Genomic DNA, 25,898 nt, shown 5'->3' with positions numbered 1-25,898 from the left:
TTAGCGAACGATACCGCGTTCAGCATGTTTTAAAAAGTGAATCAAATCATCCAGCGTACCTTGTGAATCATTGAGTTCGCTAATTTCTGCGATCGCCTGCTCCAGCCGCAAGCCTTTACGATAGAGTGCGCGATAGGATTTTTTCACCAGACTGAGTTGTTCCGCTGAAAACCCACGGCGTTTAAGACCTTCTAAATTCACCCCGCGCGGTTGCGCCAAATTCCCTGACACCACTACAAAATTTGGCACATCCTGATTAATCACGCTTCCCATACCGCAAAAGCTGTGCGCGCCAATCGTACAAAACTGATGAACCAGCGTATAGCCACCTAAAATGGCATAATCCTCAACAATCACGTGACCCGCCAATGCGGTTGCATTGGCAAAGATCGTATGATTACCAATCACGCAATCATGCGCAATATGCACACCGGCCATAATCCAATTACCATCACCGATAGTGGTTTCACCACGATCTTGAATTGTGCCACGGTTGACCGTAACATTTTCACGGAAGGTATTACCCTCACCAATCACAAGCCGAGTCGGTTCATTATGATACTTTTTGTCTTGCGGGGCGGCACCAATCGAGCAAAACTGATAAAAATGATTGTTTTTACCAATTTGGCTCGGCCCGGTGATGACTACATGCGGTTCAACCACACAACCTGCACCTAGGCTAACATCCGCACCAATAATAGCATAAGCACCGACTTTTACATCATCAGCTAATTGAGCTTGAGGGTCTATAATCGCAGTAGGATGAATCAAGTTACTATACCTTTCGTTCAGCACACATTAAGTCAGCCGAGGCAATCACCTTGCCATCGATTCGTGTTTCGCAAACAAACTTCCAAATACCACGTTTATTACCCGTTGTACGCACCTCAAAATCCAAGCGATCCCCAGGTACCGCTGGCTGGCGAAAACGACAATTATCAACCGCCGCCAGATAATACATGGTATCGCCACCGGGTTTCACATTTTGGGTTTTAAACGCAAATATACCCGTACACTGCGCCATCGCTTCAATAATCATCACACCGGGCATAATCGGATTATTTGGGAAATGACCCGTAAATTGAGGTTCATTGAAGGTTACATTCTTATAACCTTTTAGATACACACCCGCTTCAAACTCGGTCACGCGATCAACCAATAAAAAAGGGTAACGATGAGGTAAATACTCAAAAATATCTTTAACATCCAGCATGGGGTCGTCCAGTAATATATTTAGTCGCTTGCGACAGTGAGTGAATGGTTTACCAAAATCAAAAATTTAATCTGTTTTGGTTTCTAATTGTTTTATACGCTGATTAAGTTGTTTTATTTTATCTGAAAATTTAGCTAAGTTTTTACCATAAATCGCGTTTTTTTGCCATTCTGCCACCGGCACGGCGGGAAATCCACTATAAACACCGGCCTGATGAATCGAATGAGTCGCCACTCCCCGCCCCATGATGGTGACGCCATCGGTTAGCTCTATGTGCCCTACCATCCCCGCTTGACCCGCAAAGGTACAATTTTTACCGACCACCGCACTACCAGCAAAACCGACTTGACCGGCAATCGCCGTACCTGAGCCGATTTTTACGTTATGAGCAATATGCACGAGGTTATCAATAATACAATTATCTTCAATTACGGTATCTTCAATCGCCCCTCGATCAATCGTGGTATTGTTACCAATCGAAACACGATCACCTATTAGAACTCTACCCATTTGAGGGATTTTAATCCATTGCCCTTGGTGTCTAGCCCAACCAAAACCATCACCACCAATGACCGCACCCGATTCAATAATGCAATCCGAACCGATAACACAATCATGCATCACCGTAACATTCGGGGCTAAACGAGTGTTTTGTCCAATCTTAACACCCGGTTCTAATACACATCCTGCGCCAATGATTACGCCATCGGCGATAACAACATTTTCACCCATCACCACGTTTTCACCAACCACCACCCCTTCAGCCAATTTAGTTGAGTGAGCAATCACCGCCGATGCCGCGATACTGGGTTTAGGTGGCAGTGTGTAAAGTTTTTGCGCAACCCAAGCATAAGCTGCATAGGGGTTATCAACACAGATAGCATTAACCGGACATTGGGCTAAATGCTCTGGTTTTATCAACACGACGGTGGCTTTAGTTTGTGCTAGGTCTGTCAGGTATTTCTTATCGGATAAAAAACTCAAGTCACCGGCTTGCGCCTTGTCTAAACCACGAATCGCACCAATCTTGGCTTCTGAATCGCCATGCAATGAAGCCGATAAATTAAACGGCTCTAAATAGTCTACAAGTTGTTGAAGTGTTATCGACATGAACAGCCCCTTCACACTTAGCGATTAAAGCCAGTGCCCTGCTTTTCAAACTGCTGAGTTAAATGATCCAATACCGCTTGGGTTAAATCCATCCGTTGATTGGTATAAGCAATACCTTCATACAAGATTAAATCATAGTTTTGGCTGCTGCCAATTTCTTGAATGGCGATATTAACCTGATTTTGTAGACGAGCCAGTTCTTCATTACGACGAATATTAAGTAGCTCTTGAATATCATTGCGTTTACGTTGAATCTCACGCGCCAACATCGAAATCTCACGCTCTGTCGCCGCTTGCTGGGCTTCACTCATCGCTAACGCATTGCGACGCAAGGTAGCTTGCTTTTGCTCTAGCTGATTATTTAGGTCAATCAACTCTTTTTGTTGCGGAGAAAATTCACGCTCTAAGGCACCACTTGCCGCCCTAGCTTGAGGCGACTGCTCAAGTAACAAACCAACATTCACCACCCCGATTTTAGCCGAACTATTGGCGAGCGCAAAGTTAAATGAAAATAAACTCACTAAACCTATCATAATCACCGATAACAACTTCATTCTTTTCTCTCCTAAACGAAACAATACACTTAAAATATATGCGACAAGTTAAAACGGCATACCTAAACTAAACTGGAAAGACTGCAATCGATCGCCTTTTTCATAATGAACGGGACGCGAAAAGCTAAACGCTAATGGACCTACTGGGGTAAGCCAAGAAAACGCCAAACCCGTTGCAGAGCGGAAATCCGATACAGACACATCTTTTAATTCATCAAATACATAACCGGCATCAAAAAACAAACTCAACCTTAAATTGGATGAATCCTCAATTAAGGGCATCGGGAAAACAATTTCCGCCCCTGTTAAGGTACGAACATCCGCCCCTCTTGGCCTATTTACATCCGTATAATAACCACCAAGCGAGTTAGGGTCAAAACCACGTACCGATCCAATACCGCCAGCATAAAAGCGTTCAAAAAATGGAAGTTTGTCCGCATCACCATAACCCGACCCATAAGCCAATGACGCATTCAGCTTTAAAGTAAAATCATTCGATAAAGGCGTGAACCAACTTTCATCCAAAAAGACCTTGTAAAACGTCATGTCCGACGTACCCGGTACGACTGCCTGCAAGGATATACTCGTTAACTGGCCTTTGGTTGGAAAATAAAACTGATTACGACTATCGTAACGCCACCCTGCAGTAAATAATAAGTATTCATTATCTGCACTGTAGCGTTCCAAATGATCTGCACAGGCTTCAAAGCGCGTCACACAGTTTAATGACTGCGCTTCAGCACGCAAACCAAAGTTTAAACGCGTGAGCTCACTGGTTGGGTATCCCAGGTTCACTCTCACGCCTAATTTATCCAAGGTGTAGTCGGTAATATTTAACTTAGCGGCATTGATTTTGCTATAGTAAATACCCTGACCAAGACTAACACCATCATCAGTAAAATAAGGATTTGTGTAACCTAGGTCTGCCGACTGCATCGATGCGCTTGAATTCAGGGTTAAGTTCATTTCATTACCGGTACCTAAAAGATTCTTTTCGGATATACCTAAGTTAAAACTCACGCCATCTAATTGAGAATAACCTATGCCGGCGGTAAAAGAACCCGTTGCTTGTTCTTCTACCTGAATGATCAGGTCCACTTCATCTTCGGATACGCGACGGGTATCTACGTTTACTCTGGAGAAATAACCTAAACGATTGAGGCGCGAAGTCGATTGACGCACCGCGATCAATGAATAAGGTGCGCTTTCATACTGACGCATTTCACGCCGCAAAACATGGTCGCGCGTTCGGGTATTGCCCTCCACCTCAATATTACGCACATACACGCGATTGCGTGGGTCTATCATAAAATCTAAATTTACCCGGCGATTGTCGGCATCAATATCGGTTCTTGGATCCACTTCGGCAAATGCGTAGCCTCGCTCACTTAATTTATCGCGAATGGCATTAATCGCTTTAATAATCTCTGAGCGAGAGAATACTTGACCAGACTCAAGGTTAGCTAACGCCCTTAACTCCTGCTCACTCAAAAGCAGCTGCCCTGAGAATTTAATTTGATCAAGGGTATATTGTGGCCCCTCGGTCATATTAATAGAAATAAAGACTTTCGTTTTATCGTTTGATAAAGAAACCTGCGACGAATCAATGCTAAACTCGGCAAATCCACGATCCATATAAAACGAACGCAAGGTTTCTAGATCACCCTGTAACTTAGGACGCGCATACTTATCGCCACTGCCAATAATCACCTGCGCTGAAGACTGTAACAACCCCTTTAGCCTTGCATCTGGAAAAGCTTGGTTACCCACCAGACTAATACGCTCAATGCTAGCAGGCTTACCTTCATCTACTTGAATATTAATCGCTACCCTGTTTCGTGGCAAAGGTTCTACCTTAATCTCAATAGCCGCTGCATAATAGCCTTGGTTGTGATATTGACGTTTCAGATCAATAATGACACGATCCATTTCGATATTATTAAACATCTTACCTTGGCTAATGCCCAAGGATGTTAGCGCTTGTTTAAAGTCATCGGTTTTAATCAGCTTATTGCCTTTAATCTCGACCTCAGCAATCGATGCACGCTCGACGACCTGTATGACTAACTGCCCAGCCTCACCTTTATACAAGGCAATATCACTAAAAAAACCTGTTCTGTAGAGCGCTCGCAAACTTTCACGTTCTTTATCGCGTGTCATCATGTCGCCAATATTGACTGGCAAATAAGTATTCACCGACTCAAAGCCAATGCGCTCATTGCCCTCAATGACGACCTCTTTAACGACAAAAGTATTGGCCCATACACTGGAGGTGAGTGCGATTAAGCTCAAGGCTAACACAGATTTTCTTAAGGTGAATTTAAACATCGTTATCCATTTGTTATTCTAATTACATCGTTACTGAGTGCGAGTATCGTTAAACCCGCTATCATAACCAAACCTATGCGATATGCAACTTCTTCTACACGCTCACCCACAGGTTTGCCGCGCAGCATTTCGTAAAGATAAAACATCAAGTGACCGCCATCTAACATAGGAATCGGCAATAAATTTAAAATACCTAAACTCAAGCTTAGCAAAGCCATCAGGCTTAAAAAGCTAATCAACCCCGTTTGCAATGCTTTACCAGAAAAATCGGCAATACTAATTGGGCCCGATAAGTGCTGCAAACCCACCTCACCAAACAGCATTTTCTTAAACATGGCCATCGTCATATTAAACAGTCTTACCGCTTGCTGCCAACCATACCCTATCGCCGCAAAAAAACGATAGCGCTCGGTCATGAGAAATCGTGCATCAAAATCACTGGGCGGCAATACAGAAGCACCTAAACGCCCGATCACAACCCCTGTATCGCTCGTGATTGAGTCTAAGGTTACTTGAGTATTAAACTGTGCACCTGCGCGATCAAACTCTAATTCAAACACCTGGCCCGGGTGTTGACGCACCCACTCAACTAAATCACGCCAATCGACAATTGTTTTTTCACCTAACCGAATAATCCGATCACCTGTTTGCAACCCAGCGGATTGGGCCGGAGAGCCTTCACTAAGCGACCCGACAACGGCGTCTAATTTAGGCCCTTCAGGCATAAAACCTAATATTGATAACCAGGGCGTTGCAAGATCATTGATATCCAAGCTATTCAAAGGCAAATTAATCGTCTGTGGAATTTGGGCATGATCCTCAAAGCGGACAAAATCAAGCTTTAAACTCGATCTATCGTGCACCAACGATTGCAATACCGCTTGCTGAACCTGCTGCCAACTCGAAATAGATTGGTCATTAACCTGCTGCATCCACCAGACCTGATCTTTGAGAAGGTCTAAATCGAAACCTGCCTGCTCAAAGGCTTGTGCCAAAGGCGTTTCTACTGCCGGTGTTTGGAACAAGGGCTTCACACTTTGAATACCTATCATGCCGATGATTGCAAACAGCCACCAAGCAAATAGTAAATTAATCATCGGTCCGGCCAGCACGATAGCAAAGCGTTTGTATACGGATTGCTGATTAAACGCCCTATGTCTTTCATGCTCAGCAACAGGCTCAACCCGCTCGTCTAAAAACTTAACGTAGCCCCCTAGTGGGATCATCCCTAGACGGTATTGCGTTTCACCTTTCTGTAAACTATAAATAGGCTTACCAAAGCCCACTGAAAACGCTAACACTTTGACTTTAAACAAGCGTGCAACCGCAAAATGCCCCCACTCATGAATCGTGACCAGCACACCAATTAAAATCGCAAAACCAGTAATCGCCCAAATAAAACTCATTGTATAAGTGTCCTATGCAAACGACCAAAATATCCAATATAAAGGCAAGGCAAGTAATAAGCTATCAATACGATCCAGTACGCCGCCATGACCAGGTAAAATCTTGCCGCTATCTTTTAAACCCACTTGACGCTTCATTAAACTTTCAAACAAATCACCAAACACTGAAAGCCCAGCAATCAAACTTAAACCCAGCACAAAAGCGACCAGGCCTGGTTGATAATTAATCTCGGCAACAAACCATACAGCGAGCGCAACGACCCATGCAAGTAACACACCGCCAGCCACACCCTCCCAGGTTTTACCCGGACTTACATGTACTGCCAGCTTATGCCTACCAAAACGCCTTCCACTAAAGTAAGCACCGGTATCGACCAGCCAAATCATTGAAAGGCTTAACAATAACAACCAAACCGATACTTCATCACGCAACCAAACAAGGGCCAAGCCAAAACTGACAATAAACAATAACCCCACCAACAGATTCAACCAAGAGGACTGCCATATCGCTCCCCCTTGCGTTGTTTGAAAACGCGTCACCGTCACAACGGTGAGTATAAGCTGTGCAAGCGCGAACCAGATCAACGCCTGATATAACTCAAACCACAAGCCAGCCATCAAACATACAACCGTTAGCGTCACAAAACCAATGCGTGCTGGCGCCTTCCTCATCCTTGCGAACTGCGTCCATTCCCAAGCCGCCATCGCCGCCACCAACACAATCAAGCCTTGCCAAAGAAGCGGCGGCGCGGCAAATAACGCCAGTAAAGCGATAACTAACAAAGCCAATGCCGTCAGAATGCGCTGCCTTAACATTTTGCCACCTGCTCACTGGTGCGCCCAAACCGACGCTCGCGCTGCTGATACGACACCATCGCTTGTTCCAAATCAGCTTCATCAAAATCTGGCCAGAGTCGTTCAGTAAAGTAAAATTCCGCATAAGCCATTTGCCAGATCATGAAATTACTCATGCGCTGCTCGCCGCCAGTACGGATCATTAGATCGGGTTCAGGTAACTCCGCTAAAGCTAAGTGAGGCGCTAACGCGTCCGGCGTCAATAAAGCAATATCCTGCTCAGGATGCGTTAGTTGCCAAGCCTTTACTGCCTCAACAATATCCCAGCGCCCTCCGTAATTAGCCGCGACATTTAAAGCCAATCCTGTGTTATTCTGCGTTAAGGCTTCGGCCTGCTCAATATGCTGCTGAATTTTTTCACTAAACCCGGCACGATCACCGATAATGCGTAAGCGCACATTGTTTTTATGGAGCTTGGAAACCTCGCGCTGTAGCGCATCTAAAAAAAGTGACATCAGTTTAGATACTTCGTCGGCCGGTCTTTTCCAGTTTTCGGTACTAAAAGCATATAGCGTTAACGCCTTTACACCCAACTTTGCGCAATGGGCGACGACTTTTCTTACAGCTGTGCGTGCTTTTTGGTGGCCAATATAACGGGGTAAAAAACGCCTCTTGGCCCAACGACCATTGCCATCCATAATAATGCCAATATGCTGAGGAAGCGGTTGTGAAAGATTAAGACTCGACAAGTGACGTCCTGTTTGTTGTTAGAGTTTAACTCATGTGAAAATCATAACGGCCCTTTTAGGGCCGTTATGATGGGTTTATATAAGAATTATGCCGCAAAAAGCCATAAATATCGAATTAAATTTCAAGCAAACTATTTTCTTTCTCGGTGAGCAAAGCATCTATTTGACCAACAAATTGATCAGTTAGCTTTTGAATTTCATCATCAGAGCGCCGCGCTTCATCTTCTGTAATCTCTTTGTCTTTTAACAGATTTTTTACGTCTCCATTCGCATCACGACGAATATTACGCACGGCAACCCGGGCACTTTCTGCCTCAGCGCGTGCTACTTTAGCAAACTCCTTACGACGCTCTTCGGTTAACATCGGCATAGGAATACGCATCATATTACCCGTGGTCACTGGATTGATACCCAGGTCAGACATCATGATCGCTTTTTCTATTTTTTGTAGCATATTCGATTCCCAAGGCTGCACAGTCAAGGTGCGAGAATCTTCAACATTGACATTCGCCACCTGACTAACCGGTACATCTGAGCCATAGTAGTCAACGCGTACACTATCTAAAATGCTAGGGTGCGCGCGACCTGTACGTATCTTAGCAAAGTTAGACTCTAAGGTTTCCACACTTTTCTGCATGCGGGTTTTTGCATCTTCGCGAATTTCTTGTAACATCATTCTTCTCCTTTCGTAACCAGGGTGCCTTCATCTTCACCCTGCAAAATTCTTTCAATTGCGCCATTTTTTAACATATCAAACACACGAATTGGCATGGCGTGATCTCGACACAAAGCAAAAGCCGCTAAATCCATGACCTGTAGGTTTTGCTGAATGACCTGGGTGTAACTTAGACGTGAATAACGTGTAGCTTGCGGGTTTTTAAAAGGATCGGCATCATAAATGCCATCCACTTTCGTTGCCTTAAGCACCACATCGGCCTGCACCTCGATACCGCGCAGCGCAGCGGCTGTGTCGGTGGTAAAAAATGGATTACCGGTTCCGCCAGCAAAAATCACAACCTCGCCCGCCGCCAAACGCTTTTGTGCTGTATTGGCGCTAAAACCTTCGGTTACGCCACTTACAGCCTGAGCACTCATTACACTAGCTGATAAACCCTGACTTTCGAACACATCGCGCAATGCAATACCATTCATAATTGTCGCCATCATGCCCATTTGGTCTGCGGTACTGCGTTGGATTTGTTTAGACTGTACTTGACCGCCGCGAAACACATTGCCGCCACCGACAACAATAGCCACTTCAATACCAAGGTCGCGAATCGATTTCACCTGCAAGGCAACTTGGGTTAATACCTTCATATCCCAGCCAAAGTCGGCTTCGCCCATCAAGACTTCGCCACTAAACTTCAGTAAAATGCGTCTGTATTTTAATGCCATCTCTCTGCCCTCTCAAATGCTTACCGATAGACAAGATACTCTCCATCGGTAAAAACTTGACATTCAAAATTCAGACCTGACTCTTAAGCCAGGTCTGAACTGTAAAGTAAACTTAACCCTTAGCGGCTGCAGCGGCGGCCGCCACTTCATCAGCAAAGTTCAATACTTCTTTCTCAATGCCTTCACCCACTTCTAGGCGAACAAAACGCGTAACTGTTGCACTCTGTGCTTTCAATAGTTTTTCAATGGTTTGATCAGGATCTTTAATGAACGGCTGACCTAGCAACGTGATTTCTTCCAAGAACTTACGAATACGGCCATCAATCATCTTCTCGATAATTTCCATTGGCTTGCCGCTTTCTTTGGCCTGCTCAGTCAATACATTGCGTTCTTTTTCCAATACAGCAGGGTCAACATCAGCAGAAGAAATGGCTTGTGGCTTGGTCGCCGCAACGTGCATTGCAACATCACGAACCAAGGTATCATTACCACTATCCATCGCCACAACCACACCAATCTTCTCACCGTGCTGGTAGCTACCGATTTCGCCGTTTGCAGACTCAACAATCTCAACACGACGAACCTGCATGTTTTCACCAATCTTAGCGACTAATGCACGACGGGTTTCATCTAGTGTTTTACCTGAGGCTAAAGTCAGCTTTTCCAACTCTTCATTAGAAGTATAGCCATTGTTCAAGATAAGCTGAGCGATTTCGTCAGCAAACGCCTTAAACTCATCACCTTTAGCAACAAAGTCTGTTTCGCAGTTTACTTCAACGATAGCGGCTTTTTTCTTGTCATCAGAAATCGCAATCGCAATCACGCCTTCAGCCGCAACACGCCCGGCTTTTTTGTCCGCACCTGCCATACCTTTAACACGCAAAAACTCAATCGCGGCGTCTAAATCACCGTTAGTTTCACCCAGTGCTTTTTTACAATCCATCATGCCTGCGCCTGTTCTTTCGCGCAATTCTTTAACCATAGCTGCTGTAACGGCCATTGTTTCCTTCCTTTTAAAATTCATTTGACTCTAGAACAACCAGGCCTGATTACCCAGGCCTCATCATCACCTTGAGAACGACTTAGGCCGTCTGAGCAGTTGCTTCTGTTGCTTCCACAAACTCGTCAGCAGCGCCCGTTGTCACACTGGCTTTTGCTTCCAAAATTGCATCTGCCATCGACTCAAGATAAAGCTTAACCGCACGAATTGCATCGTCGTTACCTGGAATAATGTAATCCACACCATCGGGTGAATTATTGGTATCGACGACACCGATAACGGGAATACCCAGTTTTTTCGCTTCAAGAATCGCGATATCTTCATTACCCGTATCAATAACAAAAATCGCGTCTGGCATGGCACGCATGTCCTTAATACCACCTAAAGATAGCTCAAGCTTATCTAGCTCGCGCGTTAGGGTTAAGGCTTCGCGTTTGGTAATTTTTTCAAACGTACCGTCTTGCTGCATGGCCTCAAGCTCTTTTAGACGCTTGATAGACTGCTTAATCGTTTTAAAGTTTGTCATCATACCACCCAACCAGCGGTGATTAACGTATGGCATACCACAACGCTTTGCTTCTGCTGCTACGATATCACGCGCCGCGCGCTTTGTACCCACAAACAGCACTTTACCCTTGTTAGCCACTACAGAACCGGCAAAGTTCAGCGCATCATTAAACATAGGTAATGTTTTTTCTAGGTTAACTATATGAATTTTGTTGCGCGCACCAAAAATATACTGACCCATTTTTGGGTTCCAATAACGTGTCTGGTGTCCGAAGTGACAGCCTGCTTCAAGCATTTGACGCATAGTAACTTTTGCCATGTTTTTCTCCAATTTGGGTTAGGCCTCCGTTTACCCATCTAAAACGAACCAGGCCTGGTTATTTAACCTCGCTGGCACCCCGTTTTAGGCTTCTAGTAAACGTGTGTTTTAAAATAAAATTTTCTCAATAGCTATTGAGCGCCGCATTTATACCACAACCCCCTTTAATACACAAGCCAACCAGGCCTGCCTATTGAATAAATAATCTGTTTTTATTTAACGGGATTGTGCTTACATTGCCTTCATTTCTGTTAGACTTTTATTTTTTTACAGCTTCTATACTCTCTAATTATGACTATTATTTTAAAATCTGCTTCACAACTTGAAAAAATGCGCGTTGCCGGTAAATTGGCTTCGGAGGTTTTAGATATACTCACCCCGCTTGTCAAGCCGGGTATTACCACCGAAGAACTCAACCAAGCGGCGCATACGTATATGACAGAGGTTCAAGGGACCATTCCGGCTACGCTTGATTACCGGGGCTTCCCCAAGTCTATTTGCACGTCTATTAATCATGTAGTGTGTCACGGCATCCCAGGCAATAAAAAATTAAAAAAAGGGGATATCATCAACATTGATGTCACCGTCATCAAAGACGGTTATCATGGTGATACGAGTCGCATGTTTGAGGTTGGTGAGATCAAACCCTTTGCCGCAAGACTCTGTAAAGTAGCTTATGAATGCTTGTGGAAAGGTATTGCACAAGTCAAACCTCAAGCGACACTGTTTGAGGTGGCTGCAGCGATTGAGCAACATGCCCACGCGCATCACTGCTCTGTCGTACATGAGTATTGTGGGCATGGTATTGGCCAAAGCTTTCATGAAGAACCACAGGTGTTACATTATGCGGCAGATGAATTAAAAGAAATTATTCTTAAACCCGGTATGACATTTACGATTGAACCGATGATTAACTTGGGCAAGCTTGATGTCAAGCTGCTTGGCGATAACTGGACCGTTGTGACCAAGGACAGGAGCCTATCGGCGCAATGGGAGCACACCTTAGCGGTCACTAAAACAGGTTATGAAGTTTTCACACTCCGCCCAGGGGAAACTCCGCTTTACTAAAAGGATTAGGCATGTCTTCACAAACCGATTTTCCCAACTTCTTAAGCGCTTTAAAACACCAGCCTGAGATGGCGGCAAAAACCGGGCGCGACATGCTTAAGCGCTTTAATCAACACCAATTTGATCAATATGACCAGGGCACACCTGTTGCTGAACTGGTGAAGGAGCGTGCGGTATTTGTTGATCAAATCTTAAAAAAAATATGGCAACATCTCTTTGACAGCACGGAGTTTACGCTTTTAGCTGTAGGAGGATATGGCCGTAACGAGCTTCACCCTTATTCTGACATTGATATCCTTATTCTTTGTGCCACCCCCTTGAATGATCACGAGGCTGTAAGTCATTTTTTGACACTGCTTTGGGATATTGGCTTTGAAGTTGGTAGCGCAATTAGAACACTAGAGGAAACAATCGAGGCCGCACAAGACGATATTACAACGGCGACCAATCTTTTAGAGGCGCGCTGGCTTACAGGTAATTATATGCTGTTCGAACAGTTACACGCCTTATGGAAAAAGGTCGATTTTTGGCCAACGGAAAGTTTTTTTCATGGCAAAATGGCTGAACAACAAGCACGCCATAAACGCTTTCATGACACGGTTTACCAGCTTGAACCTAACATAAAAGAAAGTCCAGGTGGACTGCGTGATATCCAAACCCTGTTTTGGGTTGCCAAACGCCACTTTAATGCCACATCGATTCATCAACTCGTCCAAAAACGCTTTATCACACCGGAAGAGTTTCGTGAACTCGATGCAGCCTATAAATTTTTAAGCCGTGTGCGCTTTTTACTCCACCGTCTGAAAAAACGTAGAGAAGATCGCCTCTCGTTTGACAATCAACAAGAAGTGGCTGAGAATTTTGGCTACAAAAATACCCCTGAAAAATTGGCCGTTGAACAATTCATGAACAGCTATTATCGCAATTTACGCTCTGTTGTTAAGCTTAATGAAATTTTGCTACAGCACTTCAACGAAGAACTTTGTAGCGATCAATCACCGACAATTGTTAACATTAATCAACGCTTTCAACTGATTAATCAATATTTAGATATTCGCTCAGAACAGGTTTTTCAATATTTTCCCAGCGCACTATTAGAGATTTTTATTATCTTAGAAAATGATCCATCCATTGCAGGCATTCGTGCACGAACCATACGACTACTGCGTGAAAACCTTCACCTCATAGACGATGACTTTAGACGTGATCCAATAAACAAAGCACTATTCATTGAAATTTTACGTCAACCAAGAGGCATTAATGCCTCTCTTAAACGCATGCATAGCTATGGCTTACTGGATGCTTACATTCCTGTTTTTCATAAAATAGCCGGCTTGATGCAATTTAATATTTTTCATGCCTATACGGTTGATGAGCATACCCTTTTGGTTATACGCCACCTTCGACGCTTTTTTATTAAAGAATATGCTTTTGAGTTCCCAACGGCACATCAAATTACTAAACATATTTGCAAACCTGAGATACTATTCTTAGCCGCCTTATTTCACGACATTGCGAAAGGTCGTAATGGCGCACATGAGATTTTAGGCGCTGATGATGCCTACCACTTCTGTCTAGAGCACAATTTAAACGATACTGACACAAAGCTCATTACTTGGCTTGTTCGCTACCACTTAGAGTTTTCCAGCGTTGCCCAACGTAAAGACTTAAGCGACCCGGCAGTCATTCAAGATTTCGCCCACTTTGTTGGCACACAAAATCGCTTAAATTACCTCTACCTACTGACCGTAGCTGATATTTGTTCAACATCGGATGATGTTTGGAATGATTGGAAAAATGGGCTCTTTCTTGACCTCTATAATCAAACATCCAATGCACTTGATAAAGCAATGGAAATCCCTAAAACGAAAACGAAAAAAGCACTGCTGCACCAAGAGAAAGCTCGTGAACTACTCGCTAAAAATAGCCTCAATGTCAGCGACTACCAAGCACTCTGGAATGCATTAAAAAAATCCGCTTTTTTTATCCGCCAAACGCCGACTGAAATCTGCAGAATCACCCGAGAACTCTACCAGCGTCAGTTACAGGATATCAATATTACGATTACAGGAAAAACCCAGCGCGGAGCCTCTGAGTTAATGATTTACATGCAAAACCGTGATTTTTTATTTGGTCAAATAACACAAACACTCGATAACCTTGATTTAAACGTTGTGGAAGCGAAGGTCTATTCGACCACCGAGAATATGACGCTCGTACTGGTCTACTTTCTTAACCGTGAACAAGAGGCTATTGAAGACCCCACCATGATACAAATTATTCACCAGAAACTAGAAAAAAACTTAATGGAATCCACACCCATTCCGCCATCCAATAACTACCGTCGCGCGAGACAAATAAAGCATTTTAATACACCGACTGAAATTGGATACCGAGATCTAGCCAAAAATTTAACAGAAATAAGTATCTCTACAAAAGATATATCCGGCTTGCTATCTCGAATAGGCCTGGCATTTAGAAAGGCTGAAATTCGCATGCATGACGCCAAAATCAACACCGTCGGTGAAAAGGCTGAAGACACCTTCATTATTAGTAGCCTAGACAACAAGGCGCTTAACATTGAGCAAAAACAACAACTTAAAACATATCTAGAAAATGAAATGATTAAATAGCTCATCTATAGCACAGCGCAATTAATTTGCTTTTAATAATTTTACCCTATTTGGAATCGCATCTGGCCAAGACTCACTGCTATACCTTACGCCCACTTGTGCGCGGCCCCACTGCTCCGACTCCTCAAGTGTTAAGGTAACAAAACCCTCAAAAATACGATGTACATGAATGCCATTTTTTACTGTTTTTTCAGCGTAACTTACACCATTAATAATGGCAAGGCGCTGACCTTGCACATTCATGATCGCGTCGACTGAAAATAACCTAGGATTAACGTGCGTTTGCACGGCCGAATCACGAGAGGGTTGAGGAATCCCCTGAGTTTGAGATAGGCGATAAGCTTCACGCTGCTGCTCAATACGTTGTTGATCCGCCGCATTCATAAAAATCGTTGGCCATAATGGCTGCGCTGTGACCGATGCTGGCAGCAATACAAAAACGCTAATCCACCAGATACTTAGCTCACAACCTCGCCTGGAAGCATGCCGTTTTGTTAAGTTAAGTCGCCAATTTAACACTAACGCCACTCCTCTTCATTAAATAAACGAGGTTGTGCACGAAACGCAACAAACTGGCATTGCGCTTGAATATTGGGCTGCGTCACGTCAAATAATCCTTCCTCCGTCCTTTGTCTGCGCTCTATTCTCATTTGACAGGAACGCAACCATAAATAGTCTGTTTGCTGATAAAACCAATCTATTAAACGAATAAAGTCACCCTCATGATAAAGGCCAGCGGCTACAGCAACAGGCGTTTGGTAAAATACGGGTTGGTCTTGCGGTATCCGAGAAGTTTGGTTGACGTTCATTTTTTGCTCCTCACCAAACGTTAAGCTAATGGTGTTTAAATAGTGCTGTCTTGCATACAGACTCATTTGATCAACCCATAAAATTTTATCTATGGGCATTAATAACCCTTGCGCTACATCGGCTTCAAACTCTACAGCATACTGTTGATAATGACTAATTTGTCGATTGAGCTGATTAACCTGCTGTTGAATTGCTAGCAAACTTTGTTGCTGAACAACAATCGGCTTAAGCACATATTCATTTACAAAATAAAGCCCGAGCAAACTCACAATAAGCACGGAAAAAGGAAACAATAATAAGCGTTCAAACAGGCCTCTAAAAACAGATTTTGCTCTTTTCGTTCGCCTCTTTTTGCCAACTAGCGGGTCATGCGTATTCATGGTAAATCGCTTTGTGTTGTTTTCGGTGGTGCATTTCTGGCTTGGCGCCAAGTCATCGCAAAAGGCAGGCTGTCTTGCTGCTGAGTTTGCCCAAACCTAACATTCCTTGCTTGCTCTAAACTAAAAGGCTGTTGTGTGATAACAACCTGAGTGACACCTGGTTGTGCCTGCAGATCTTTAGAGAAAGCGTCAAGTAATTGGTTCATTGGCTTGAACTGACCTTCAAAAGGGTGAACCTGGCCACGAATAGACACCTGCATGGTAAGATCATCCAATTGATTGATTGGCTGCCAATTTACACTATCAATCTTTACCCCCGGATGCGCTGCTAACAACAGAGAAAAAAGATCGAGATTGATTCCATAGGCTTCTGTTGCATTGAGCCGATTGAGCATCACTGAAAACTTTACAATTGCCTCCATATCAACCACTGATTCTCGCCCTCTAGCCTGCAACAACAACCCCTCTCTTTGCGTTTTTAAAACGGTTTCAGTTTTCGCTAATAACTCTGCTTTTTGGCCAAGAAAATAATGCTGCAGTCCACCGTGAGTTATCATCATTAATAATGTCATTAAAGCGACACCTGCCAACAGACTTACGAGTAACCGACCCAACCTAAAGCCATTCGTCATCTGGACATAAGGAACGCGGTAAAAGCTTGGCACCCAGGATTTATTGACCTCCTTCACCACAACATTTGCAAAGTGTACATTTTCATCTTGCACAGGTATAGCATGCGTAACAAAAAATGCTTCCGTTGACGTTTGTGAAACACTTAGTAGGTTTTCTTTTAAGAATTGTGCTTTTAAATCGGCTTTTGCTTGCTCACCCAGGCTATCAATAATCACATAACTAATCGGGTTTTTTCGATCCAGTAAACCTTGATTGTAAATAAATCGACTGGCTAAACGCGCCTCATGAACCAAAAAGCGTCTATGCTGATCGGGGTTCGCGGCGTTTTGCTCAAATGGAATCAAACGCGTTAGTTGCAAATACCCCTCGTAAAAAAAACACTGCCTATAATGATCACTCGACATGTTGGCAAATAACAAAACAGGCTGTTTTAATTGTGCAACACTTAAACCTTCGGCAGATTTAATTTGTTTAAAAAAGTACCCTTTAATCAAGTAAGCGGCTGAAAAAAATCCCCCCCATACCAGCTGGGCCCCCTCAATCGCGCTAACCAAGTTGGCTAAACATTCTGTCGGTGTAATGCTATGTGTAATTAGTAGCGTTTCACTTCGCTGGTCCGCCGTCGTTTTTTTTAAACCTGACCAAATAAATCGTTGTGCATAGGCGCCTTTTTGTTTATTTTTTTCAAATAGCCGCTTTTGTAGGCTTGGCTTTTCCCAAGGTAATAGCGATGGCACATAATCTACTTGTATTCCTTCTTCAACCGTATCTAGAACAAGACTGACTTGCGTTGATTTTGAGCACGATTGTACAAAATCAACGACTTCGTGACAACACAACACACGGTGCTCACTAAGCCGTCCTCTTGAGAACAGAAAGGCGTCGATTTTTTTTTCACTAATATACAGAATCAGACTCATGGACCCACCTTTAAAAATCAACTTGTGTCATCGTATCATATACAGGCCCCAGTACGGCAATCATGACCCAGCCTACAATCACCGCCATCACAATCGTTAATAAAGGTTCAATGGCAGGTTCAATTTTCTCTATCGATTCTTTTGCCTCTCTATCATAAAAGTAACTGACATTCAAAAGCGCTTCATCCATTTTGCCACTTCGTTCACCTACCTTTAGCATTCTCACGCCCAGCGTGGGGAATACACTGGCTTGCTCAAACGCTTTGTGAATCGGTTCGCCTTCTTGCACTAAACGCACAGCGGTATTAATAGAGGCTTCAATGTGCGCATTACCCACAACACTTGCTGCCATTTTCATCGCATCTGTAAAGCTCACACCCGATTTATACATGATCGCTAGTGCGCTGGATAAGCGCGCTATTTTAAGTTGATACAAAATAGGTCCAATCACTTTTACTTTAAAAATAAATCGATCAAATGCCATTCTAAAAGCCACTGAACGTTTTAACCAAGCCTTTAAAACGGCGAACAAAATGAATGGCATAATCAGTAAATGTAAAATATAAGCTTGAACAAAATTGGAGGTCGCAATCAGTGATTTCGTCGCCCAACCGATTTCGCCGCCCATTTCACCAATAAAACTCAGTAACTGTGGCACGACAAACAGCATCATCAGCACGACGACGGCAATAACAACCGTACCCACAATCGCAGGATAAATCATAACTTTTTTAGCCTTCGCGATCATCTCATCCTCCCACTTAAGCATTTCACCCAAATCGGCTAATACGGATTCAAGCTGCCCAGTCTGCTCTCCTACCTTTACTAATGAAATATAGACTTCACCAAAAACGGACTTATACCCCTCTAACGCGGTACCAAACCCTTCTCCCCCCTCCATCGATTGATAAATCGAGCTCAACATCTCCTTTGTAGCATGGTTATCAAAAGAATCTCGAAGGTCTACCAAAATCTCCATTAGCGGAACACCCGCACGCATCAATTGCTCAAACTGAAAGGTAATGGTAATAATTTCTTTGCGCGTAATTTTCTTACTTCTAAAAAGTGTTAATCCAGCTGACTTTTGCTTAATACTTAAAATATCAACGCGGGATGACTTAAGCTTATTTTCAGCGTCCGCTATATTTTTACCCTCAATCACACCGCGAAGGCGTTCACCATAGCGATTAATTCCAGAGTAGTGAAAAGAAGGCATCTACACCCCTCCTCTAAAGCAACTCAGACAAGTCAACAATACGATTGATTTCATCTAACGTTGTTTCCCCTTTTCGAACCCAGACAACGGCTGACTCAGCTAATGTTCTAAAGCCTTGTTTTTTGGCCAGGCTTAGTAAATGATTAGCAGGTGCAGACTCCAACAATAGATTGTCCATTTCTTTGGTAAACCTCAAGGTTTCTAATACCGCTAATCGCCCTTTATAACCCACATGGTTACAATGCGGACAGCCTTTAGATTTATAAAGTGTTTGGTGTATATCAGTGGCTGAAAAACCAACCAGCTGCGCTTCAAACGCATCAGGTTCATAAGGTGCTTTACAATGACTACAAAGTCGCCGAACTAAACGTTGCGCCAAAATACCAATAATATTACCCGCTAAAATGGAAGGTGAAATTCCGATATCCAATAAACGTGGAATCGCGCCAATCGCGGAATTAGTATGCAAGCTAGCAAAGACCTGATGCCCAGTCATCGCGGCACGAAACGCCATTTCAGCCGTTTCACTATCACGTATTTCACCAATCAAAATAATATCTGGATCTTGGCGCAGCAACGCACGAATGCCTCGTGCAAACGTCAGTCCAACTTCTGGGTTAATGGCTGTTTGACGTATTAAATCCATAGGGTATTCAACAGGATCTTCAAGTGTCATAATATTGACGCCCATGTCATTCACTTCATTCAAAATGGAGTACAATGTTGTCGTTTTTCCTGAACCGGTTGGGCCTGTTACCAAGAAAATGCCATTTGGCCGATTCAACATAAGTTGCACCTCTCGATAAGCATCCTCATCTAAACCGAGCTTATCCAGTGGCACAATCCCCTTTTCTCGATCTAGTATGCGCAGTACAAAATTTTCACCATGCGTACCGGGTAAGGACGATACCCTAAAGTCAACTCTTCGCCCCATAACCACTAAATCCATATGACCATCTTGTGGCAGGCGCTGATCAGTTAAGTCTAGGTTTGAAATCACTTTGAGCCTAACAACCAATCCAGACCAAAACGATTTATGTAATAAACGAATCTCTTGCAAAACCCCATCAATACGATAGCGTATACGCACATAAAATTCTTCAGGTTCAAAATGAATATCTGAAGCGCCGCGCTTTACAGCATCCGTTAAAATATTGTCCACTAACCTGACTATCGGCTGAGAATATTCATCCGTTTCAGTAAGTAGCTGAATATCAACCTTGCCTGTTTCCAATTCCTGAATAATACCGTCTATAGACAATTCATAACCATAGTACTGGTCTATGGCGTGCTGAATTTCAGACTCCGCCACTAACAACGGCTTAATTGTCACGTTTGGGCGCTTAAAATTTCGCTTTATTTTATCTAATAACAGGATGTTCTCTGGATTGGCCATGGCGATCTTGGCTACATCACCTTGCAAACTAATAGGAATAACTTTATTGGCTCGGGCAAAAGGTTCATCGAGCAAGGATAACGCTGCCAAATCCGGCACAACACCCTTAAGGCTAATAGAATCATAACCCGTTGTTTCACCAATAACTTCACGCGCCTGCTCTTCAGTCATAAACCCTAGATAAACAAACACTTCACCCAGTTTTTTTCCCGTAATACGCTGTTCATTTAGTGCAATACGTAGTTGATCAGGACTAATAAATCCATCCTGAACCAACTTATCACCCAAGCGCAATGGCACCGCCATAATTAACGTTGCTCCATAAAACGCGTCAAATGTATAATTCGCTGCCCAACCACCGCAGGATCAAAATGAATCTTCTTATGCTCTGAAACTGCCAGCGCCGCTTTATAGTGAATAATCGCTTCAGCATACTCTCCAAGCTGATCAAAACTTATCGCTAAATTGAGTCTGTAATCAGGATTTTGACTTTCAAGCTTGACCGCCTCAAAGTAGGCTGGTTGAGCTAAAAACCAATCCTGCTTTTGAGCATAATGATTACCAAGTGCGAAATGAAGCCCAGCGATGCCAGGGTAGCGCTGAATGAATACCTTCAAATCTTCCGTTGAAAACAAACGACCATTAAAATGGCTAAGTGTAGCCGCAATTCCGGCAAGCGCATCGGAATCTTGTGGATCATCACTTAAAACACGTTGATAATGTTCAATCGCCTCATTAAAATGCCCTAAGTGAACGGCTAGGGCTGCAAGACCTAAACGTGCCGTTTTACTGTGAGGCTGCGCATCTAGATGACGCTCATACTTTTCTTTTGCCTCTCGCATATTACCTTTTAGGTAAGCCTCATAAGCCAAATCGGCGAAGGATCTTGATGCCTCCTTTTCTACACGAATAATGGGACCGGATGCAGGCTTAGATGCAGGCTCGGGTAAGGCTTTAGAGTCTATTTTAGTCGGCTCACCCTTAGGTGTGGATTTAGATATATCAACCGTCTCTATACTGGGCTCTTTGCTAGATAAACTATCGCCATCTACCTGTACATCTAACGCTGTCTGTCGCTTATTAACCGGATCAGATGGGGTAGTTTGGCCGTCTTCTTCTACAGCAGTTGGCAGATCATTAGGCACAGGGTTATCTACAATAGCAGATAATTGCTGAACATCCTGTCTATGGGCTGTATTTAAATCTCTATACGTGATCAATCCATAATAGGCCAACGCACCAAACACAATGAGAGTAATCAACATATAAAAAGAAATACGTTTGACCAGTTGACCACCTTTTGTTTGGTGTGATGTTTTAGATTTAGACTGGCTTAACAAAACCTTGTTAACGCGCTTAGCCTCATCGCGGGAGACGTCATGTTCAGTATCTGGCTTAAGGTTTAACGGCGCCTTAGGTACTGTAGAAGGTTGATCAGCCTGTTGAGTTACCTCCTCTTCATGGTCAGGTCTATCAACCGGACTCAATGACTCTGGTTCTAAAGCGTAGGCATGGGGTGGTGACCTTGTTGGTTCATCATGGCCTAGTGCATCTAAATCATCTAAACTTGACTGGTAAGGTGATGATGCTGGTTCGTTTTTAGATAGGGCTAGACCTAACGTACCGACCTCGATTTGTGATTCTTTTTGTGGTGAATCAACAGCTGATATCGTCGCAGGATTAACCTCACCATCGTTTATGACAGACACAGGCTCCTCATCAACCACTTGGAAAGGTCGATCTTTTTTTTGCTCATCAGCAAGTAATTCATCGGAAAAAATCGCAGATGTCTTCTTTGTTGAAACTGTATCCTTAAGCGGCGGCTGATCACCAGAAGGGTCATCATTCAAACTTAAGCTAAAAAGCGGCTTTTGACTCAACAAACTTGACGAGTCATGATCCAAATCCGCTGCTAAACCTGGTGCACTAATACTAGACTTTGAAGCTTGCGTGTTTTCCTGGTCTTCACGGCGTTTTTTTTCAATAGAGGCTTTCTTTAAAGCATCCAGTAAAATACTCACTTCTTACCACCCTGCATTGCATTAAAATAACGCCCAAATGAAACAAGGTCACCATTATCGATATCAGGCCTATCTACAATAATAGGGCGGATAAAAACCACTAACTCTGTTTTTGTTGTACTTCGCTCTTTATTACCAAAAATAGCTGAACCCATAAGCGGAACACGTGAAAACCAAGGCAGACCTTGCTCATTCAAATCTTTTCTGTCTTCAATCAAGCCACCAATAACTGCGGTCTGGTTATTTCTTAAACGCAATACTGTTTCCATTTCACGCTCTTGAATAATGGGAATAAAGCTTTCAACATTGACCGCCCGAAGGTCTGGATTCGGATCTCGTACGCGTCCTATAATACGGGAAATAGTCGGCCTTACATTCAGGGTAATTTCGTTATTATCAGAAACAAAAGGCGTCATACTCATCATAAAACCCACTGGAACCGTATGCACCGTGGTTGAGTAAGTTGTGTCCGTACCCGCCGTCGAGGTTGAACGAGAAACATCAATAGTAAAATATACCTCATTATCAACGACTTTTAACAAAGCTGGCTGATTGTTTACCGCCATTATTTTAGGGCTTGATAAAACCTTAACATCACCAAATTTTTCCAGTGCTTTTAAGCCAAAACCAAAATCTGCAGCTAAATTAGTGGATACACCCGTCGTTAAGGTGCCCTGACCTACAGCTGTGGCAAGAATATTGCCAAAACCCGTTACATTCCAGTCAACACCAGATTGATGCTGTTCTGATAAAACAACTTCAACTACCGAGGCCTCAATCATTACTTGACGCTCGGAACGACTCGAAATAGAGTTTAAGTAACCTAGTATTTTTTGCTGCTTTTTCTGATTAGCATAAATCATAACAATCCCTGCCTCAGGATTTGTTACAACCAGTGCACGTTCACTCGTTTGAGCCACAACAGAACCGTCTCCTCCACTTTCAGACACAGCCATACCTTGCGGAGCTGGCTGAACAATGGATTCAAGTGATGTGCGCAACGTTCTCCAAAAATCATGCTCTGATGAAACCTGAACACTAGATGAGCTATTACCCTGTGAACCAGACACAGGATTAACCGAACCCCCTACAGTCATATTCATCATAATATTATTTTGGCTGCTTCTGCGAATATTTACATAATCAACCTGGTACTCTTGCCAATAGGCCCTATCAGGTCGTACATGAATACTTTGGTTATGAATCGTAATCACAAGGTTCAACTGCGCCTCAATCCTGGACAAAATAGATGGCAAGGATTGCCGTACCGCATTAATCGTTACCTCACCCTCAACACCTTGCATAATATCAATTTCATAACCCGCCATTTCACCCAGGCGATATAACACCTCATGCACAGGTGCCGATATTGCACTGAGCGTGTAGCGTGACGGAGGTGTCTCTAGTCTGGGCTTAGGATTGACAGGCGTAGGCATCGCTAAAGAAGGGATACCATCAGACATAACCTTTGAGGAAGATCCAATGACAGGCTCTTTCACCACATCGCTGACGGGTTTCACTTGTTTAGTTGCACAAGATGCTAGTAAAAAGCTGCATACAAACAATAAAAAGAGTTTCATAAACATCCTAAATACCACTCACGGCGGCGTCTTGATCTAGAAGCTGATCAATACGAAATAATAACTGGCTACGATTTACAATAAACGGATTACCGGTTAAAAAACTAGGTGGCAAAACCTGAATGAGCGCTCTTGCATGCTCTAATTGACTAAAAACACCGTAATATAAAATAAAACGTCCGCCATCAATTAACCAAAATAAATGTTCCACATCTAGAAAAGGCGCTATTTCTGTCATAACACGATTAAAATCAGATATGCTGCTCACAATAATCTGAACACTATAGCGATGCGACTCATTACTTAAAATACTTTGTTTTGTTTTTAATAATAAGTCAGCGTGAGAATTAAAATGCAACGGCTCATCTGAACGAGTCTCCGGTGTCTTATAGCTAAAATCTTGCTTATTCCTGTCTTCAATAAAGTGACTCACATCTGTTAATGTATTTTTTTTATCTTCCTCAATAGTCTCAACGATAAGAATCCTCTCCCGATCTTTTAGAGAAGAAACCTGAAAGGCTGGCAGTATCTCCACTTTATTTACTGAATATGGAAACAAATAAAGCCCAACTAAAGAAACGACCAAGAATAAAAAAGCGCCGGAAATAGCGTAGCTCCGCCAAACAGCTGGCTGAACACTTGAAATATGCTTTAATTTTACTTGTTGACTATTGTCGGCATAGGCACGCATTAACGCCGCATCCGCTAAATGATGAATTTCACGAACGATTCCCTTGGACGCTTTAGCAATCTTTTTGGCTATTGACTTGTTGAATAGCTGAGCACCCTGGTAACCCGCCTTACTCATTCGGAAATTCAAATAGCTAAAAACATCTTCAAAATTTAAAGGCGTCAAATAAATAGCGTGCGATACACGACTTTTAAACTGTCTAATTTCTTCGCGCTGCAAAATGACATCCAACTCAGGTTGTCCAAACAATAACACTTGCACAAGCTTATGATCTTCAGTTTCAAGATTTAATAACAGACGGATTTCTTCAAGTGTAACAATAGGTATGGCCTGAGCCTCATCAATCATAATGACACACTGGCGACCTAATGCGTGATTCTCAATAAAAAAATCACGCAACTTACTAATCGCAGTAAACTTTGGCAGAGAGTGATCAATCTCTATACCAAACTCATGACATATAAAAAGCAAGATATCCTGTGGCTGCAAATTTGGCGAATTTATATAGATAACACGGTATTTAGCAGGGAGATCAAAAGCAAGTTTTCTTAAAATGGTGGTTTTACCAACACCCACTTCACCTACAATTTTCACTATGCCATCACCTCGCTCAAGGGCATAATGAATAGCATTAACCACATCACCCCTGGAGCCAGCATCAAAAAAATATTTTAAATCAGGCGTTGAGCGAAAAGGTAAATCATTTAAACCAAAAAATGAGCGATACATAACTGCAACCAAAATTAAACCATTAGTACAGTTAAAGCATAAAACATGCCATTAGTTAAATAGCTTTTTCAAAGGCAAAAAAAAACCCCTCTTACGAGGGGTTTAGATGTATGGAGCTTGGCGATGACCTACTCTCGCATGGGGAGACCCCACACTACCATTGGCGCTGAAACGTTTCACTTCTGAGTTCGAGAAGGGATCAGGTGGTTCCATTTCGCTATGGTCGCCAAGCAATTCGGTTTTGTAAATGGGTTTTAGCCATTTACTAAAATTCTTTGCTAAGAAGTAATCTTTGCTTTGTAATAGGATACTGTATCTTGGTTTCGCTTTTATCTCAAGCTACACATCAGTTAAGTCACTTTTGAGTTGTATAGTTAAGCCTCACGAGTAATTAGTACAAGTTAGCTTCACACATTACTGCGCTTCCACACCTTGCCTATCAACG

General features: G+C 43.1%; 22 protein-coding genes and 1 rRNA gene. 2 read left to right on the top strand and 21 right to left on the bottom strand.

From position 1 onward, the window contains the following. From lpxA to rpsB, 12 genes are all read right to left on the bottom strand, one after another. Window positions 1-771 (bottom strand): acyl-ACP--UDP-N-acetylglucosamine O-acyltransferase, encoded by a 771-nt coding sequence (gene lpxA, locus NA59_RS09075; protein ID WP_044411297.1) that lies wholly within the window; start codon window positions 769-771, stop codon window positions 1-3. A gap of 4 nt (window positions 772-775) precedes the next feature. Continuing rightward, the gene (fabZ, locus tag NA59_RS09070; protein ID WP_044411294.1) at window positions 776-1,213 is read right to left on the bottom strand and encodes a 3-hydroxyacyl-ACP dehydratase FabZ; all 438 of its coding nucleotides are present in this window, start codon (window positions 1,211-1,213) and stop codon (window positions 776-778) included. A 66-nt stretch (window positions 1,214-1,279) separates the two neighbouring features. Then, the gene (gene lpxD / locus NA59_RS09065; RefSeq protein ID WP_044411291.1) at window positions 1,280-2,323 is read right to left on the bottom strand and encodes a UDP-3-O-(3-hydroxymyristoyl)glucosamine N-acyltransferase; all 1,044 of its coding nucleotides are present in this window, start codon (window positions 2,321-2,323) and stop codon (window positions 1,280-1,282) included. 17 nt (window positions 2,324-2,340) lie between these two features. After that, window positions 2,341-2,877 carry an OmpH/Skp family outer membrane protein gene (locus NA59_RS09060; RefSeq protein ID WP_044411288.1) on the bottom strand — a complete coding sequence of 179 codons (537 nt, stop codon included), beginning with the start codon at window positions 2,875-2,877 and terminating at the stop codon, window positions 2,341-2,343. A 48-nt stretch (window positions 2,878-2,925) separates the two neighbouring features. After that, window positions 2,926-5,205 (bottom strand): outer membrane protein assembly factor BamA, encoded by a 2,280-nt coding sequence (gene bamA / locus NA59_RS09055; RefSeq protein WP_044411286.1) that lies wholly within the window; start codon window positions 5,203-5,205, stop codon window positions 2,926-2,928. A gap of 2 nt (window positions 5,206-5,207) precedes the next feature. Continuing rightward, window positions 5,208-6,611, bottom strand: coding sequence for an RIP metalloprotease RseP (gene rseP / locus NA59_RS09050; protein ID WP_044411284.1), 1,404 nt, complete (start codon window positions 6,609-6,611; stop codon window positions 5,208-5,210). A gap of 12 nt (window positions 6,612-6,623) precedes the next feature. Beyond that, a complete protein-coding gene (locus NA59_RS09045; protein WP_044411282.1) occupies window positions 6,624-7,427 on the bottom strand; it encodes a phosphatidate cytidylyltransferase in 804 nt (267 codons plus the stop codon). Beyond that, window positions 7,421-8,104, bottom strand: a complete 684-nt coding sequence (uppS, locus tag NA59_RS09040; RefSeq protein WP_232504070.1) for a polyprenyl diphosphate synthase — start codon at window positions 8,102-8,104, stop codon at window positions 7,421-7,423. Before uppS ends, NA59_RS09045 begins: the two co-directional genes overlap by 7 nt. A gap of 166 nt (window positions 8,105-8,270) precedes the next feature. Then, window positions 8,271-8,828, bottom strand: coding sequence for a ribosome recycling factor (gene frr / locus NA59_RS09035; RefSeq protein WP_044411278.1), 558 nt, complete (start codon window positions 8,826-8,828; stop codon window positions 8,271-8,273). Further along, entirely contained in the window at window positions 8,828-9,550 is a 723-nt protein-coding gene (gene pyrH, locus NA59_RS09030; protein ID WP_044411275.1) for a UMP kinase, read from the bottom strand. Before pyrH ends, frr begins: the two co-directional genes overlap by 1 nt. 112 nt (window positions 9,551-9,662) lie before the next feature. Beyond that, a complete protein-coding gene (gene tsf, locus NA59_RS09025; protein WP_044411272.1) occupies window positions 9,663-10,550 on the bottom strand; it encodes a translation elongation factor Ts in 888 nt (295 codons plus the stop codon). Window positions 10,551-10,632: 82 nt separating this feature from the next. Next, complete coding sequence (gene rpsB, locus NA59_RS09020; RefSeq protein WP_044411269.1) at window positions 10,633-11,376, bottom strand: 30S ribosomal protein S2; 744 nt, start codon at window positions 11,374-11,376, stop codon at window positions 10,633-10,635. Between the two features lie 291 nt (window positions 11,377-11,667). Here rpsB and map point away from each other — a divergent pair, with 291 nt between their 5' ends. Together map and glnD are read left to right on the top strand one after the other, a co-directional pair. After that, the gene (gene map, locus NA59_RS09015; protein WP_044411266.1) at window positions 11,668-12,444 is read left to right on the top strand and encodes a type I methionyl aminopeptidase; all 777 of its coding nucleotides are present in this window, start codon (window positions 11,668-11,670) and stop codon (window positions 12,442-12,444) included. Window positions 12,445-12,455: 11 nt separating this feature from the next. Continuing rightward, window positions 12,456-15,077 carry a [protein-PII] uridylyltransferase gene (gene glnD / locus NA59_RS09010; RefSeq protein WP_044411264.1) on the top strand — a complete coding sequence of 874 codons (2,622 nt, stop codon included), beginning with the start codon at window positions 12,456-12,458 and terminating at the stop codon, window positions 15,075-15,077. A 21-nt stretch (window positions 15,078-15,098) separates the two neighbouring features. Here glnD and NA59_RS09005 read toward each other — a convergent pair whose 3' ends face one another. The 9 genes from NA59_RS09005 to rrf all read right to left on the bottom strand — a co-directional run bounded on the left by NA59_RS09005 (window position 15,099) and on the right by rrf (window position 25,684). Further along, window positions 15,099-15,461, bottom strand: coding sequence for a hypothetical protein (locus tag NA59_RS09005; RefSeq protein ID WP_157792585.1), 363 nt, complete (start codon window positions 15,459-15,461; stop codon window positions 15,099-15,101). Between the two features lie 134 nt (window positions 15,462-15,595). Beyond that, window positions 15,596-16,267: a hypothetical protein gene (locus NA59_RS09000; RefSeq protein ID WP_044411258.1), complete on the bottom strand. Its 672-nt coding sequence runs from the start codon at window positions 16,265-16,267 to the stop codon at window positions 15,596-15,598. Further along, on the bottom strand, window positions 16,264-17,820 hold the full coding sequence (locus NA59_RS08995) for a hypothetical protein (RefSeq protein ID WP_044411255.1): 1,557 nt from the start codon (window positions 17,818-17,820) through the stop codon (window positions 16,264-16,266). The genes NA59_RS09000 and NA59_RS08995 overlap by 4 nt, the downstream gene beginning before the upstream one ends. A gap of 10 nt (window positions 17,821-17,830) precedes the next feature. Then, window positions 17,831-19,036, bottom strand: coding sequence for a type II secretion system F family protein (locus NA59_RS08990; RefSeq protein WP_044411252.1), 1,206 nt, complete (start codon window positions 19,034-19,036; stop codon window positions 17,831-17,833). 13 nt (window positions 19,037-19,049) lie between these two features. Continuing rightward, a complete protein-coding gene (locus tag NA59_RS08985; protein ID WP_044411249.1) occupies window positions 19,050-20,738 on the bottom strand; it encodes a GspE/PulE family protein in 1,689 nt (562 codons plus the stop codon). A 2-nt stretch (window positions 20,739-20,740) separates the two neighbouring features. Next, window positions 20,741-22,453 carry a tetratricopeptide repeat protein gene (locus NA59_RS14375; protein WP_052501574.1) on the bottom strand — a complete coding sequence of 571 codons (1,713 nt, stop codon included), beginning with the start codon at window positions 22,451-22,453 and terminating at the stop codon, window positions 20,741-20,743. Beyond that, window positions 22,450-24,033: a type II secretion system protein GspD gene (locus NA59_RS08975; protein WP_052501573.1), complete on the bottom strand. Its 1,584-nt coding sequence runs from the start codon at window positions 24,031-24,033 to the stop codon at window positions 22,450-22,452. The genes NA59_RS14375 and NA59_RS08975 overlap by 4 nt, the downstream gene beginning before the upstream one ends. A 7-nt stretch (window positions 24,034-24,040) precedes the next feature. Beyond that, window positions 24,041-25,453 carry an ExeA family protein gene (locus NA59_RS14370; protein ID WP_052501572.1) on the bottom strand — a complete coding sequence of 471 codons (1,413 nt, stop codon included), beginning with the start codon at window positions 25,451-25,453 and terminating at the stop codon, window positions 24,041-24,043. 115 nt (window positions 25,454-25,568) lie between these two features. Further along, window positions 25,569-25,684 (bottom strand): 5S ribosomal RNA (gene rrf, locus NA59_RS08965). Between the last annotated feature and the right edge of the window lie 214 nt (window positions 25,685-25,898).

Origin of the sequence: Thiomicrospira microaerophila (assembly GCF_000934765.1) — a bacterium.
Lineage (GTDB): Bacteria > Pseudomonadota > Gammaproteobacteria > Thiomicrospirales > Thiomicrospiraceae > Thiomicrospira > Thiomicrospira microaerophila.
This window is presented reverse-complemented; position numbering and strand designations above follow the sequence as displayed.

Coding starts and splice junctions, on each gene's coding strand:
- fabZ (WP_044411294.1), bottom strand. CDS start 1,213: ATGCTGGATGTTAAAGATATTTTTGAGTATTTACCTCATCGTTACCCT.
- lpxD (WP_044411291.1), bottom strand. CDS start 2,323: ATGTCGATAACACTTCAACAACTTGTAGACTATTTAGAGCCGTTTAAT.
- NA59_RS09060 (WP_044411288.1), bottom strand. CDS start 2,877: ATGAAGTTGTTATCGGTGATTATGATAGGTTTAGTGAGTTTATTTTCA.
- bamA (WP_044411286.1), bottom strand. CDS start 5,205: ATGTTTAAATTCACCTTAAGAAAATCTGTGTTAGCCTTGAGCTTAATC.
- rseP (WP_044411284.1), bottom strand. CDS start 6,611: ATGAGTTTTATTTGGGCGATTACTGGTTTTGCGATTTTAATTGGTGTG.
- NA59_RS09045 (WP_044411282.1), bottom strand. CDS start 7,427: ATGTTAAGGCAGCGCATTCTGACGGCATTGGCTTTGTTAGTTATCGCT.
- uppS (WP_232504070.1), bottom strand. CDS start 8,104: ATGGATGGCAATGGTCGTTGGGCCAAGAGGCGTTTTTTACCCCGTTAT.
- frr (WP_044411278.1), bottom strand. CDS start 8,828: ATGTTACAAGAAATTCGCGAAGATGCAAAAACCCGCATGCAGAAAAGT.
- pyrH (WP_044411275.1), bottom strand. CDS start 9,550: ATGGCATTAAAATACAGACGCATTTTACTGAAGTTTAGTGGCGAAGTC.
- tsf (WP_044411272.1), bottom strand. CDS start 10,550: ATGGCCGTTACAGCAGCTATGGTTAAAGAATTGCGCGAAAGAACAGGC.
- rpsB (WP_044411269.1), bottom strand. CDS start 11,376: ATGGCAAAAGTTACTATGCGTCAAATGCTTGAAGCAGGCTGTCACTTC.
- map (WP_044411266.1), top strand. CDS start 11,668: ATGACTATTATTTTAAAATCTGCTTCACAACTTGAAAAAATGCGCGTT.
- glnD (WP_044411264.1), top strand. CDS start 12,456: ATGTCTTCACAAACCGATTTTCCCAACTTCTTAAGCGCTTTAAAACAC.
- NA59_RS09005 (WP_157792585.1), bottom strand. CDS start 15,461: ATGAATGCGGCGGATCAACAACGTATTGAGCAGCAGCGTGAAGCTTAT.
- NA59_RS09000 (WP_044411258.1), bottom strand. CDS start 16,267: ATGAATACGCATGACCCGCTAGTTGGCAAAAAGAGGCGAACGAAAAGA.
- NA59_RS08995 (WP_044411255.1), bottom strand. CDS start 17,820: ATGAGTCTGATTCTGTATATTAGTGAAAAAAAAATCGACGCCTTTCTG.
- NA59_RS08990 (WP_044411252.1), bottom strand. CDS start 19,036: ATGCCTTCTTTTCACTACTCTGGAATTAATCGCTATGGTGAACGCCTT.
- NA59_RS08985 (WP_044411249.1), bottom strand. CDS start 20,738: ATGGCGGTGCCATTGCGCTTGGGTGATAAGTTGGTTCAGGATGGATTT.
- NA59_RS08975 (WP_052501573.1), bottom strand. CDS start 24,033: ATGAAACTCTTTTTATTGTTTGTATGCAGCTTTTTACTAGCATCTTGT.
- NA59_RS14370 (WP_052501572.1), bottom strand. CDS start 25,453: ATGTATCGCTCATTTTTTGGTTTAAATGATTTACCTTTTCGCTCAACG.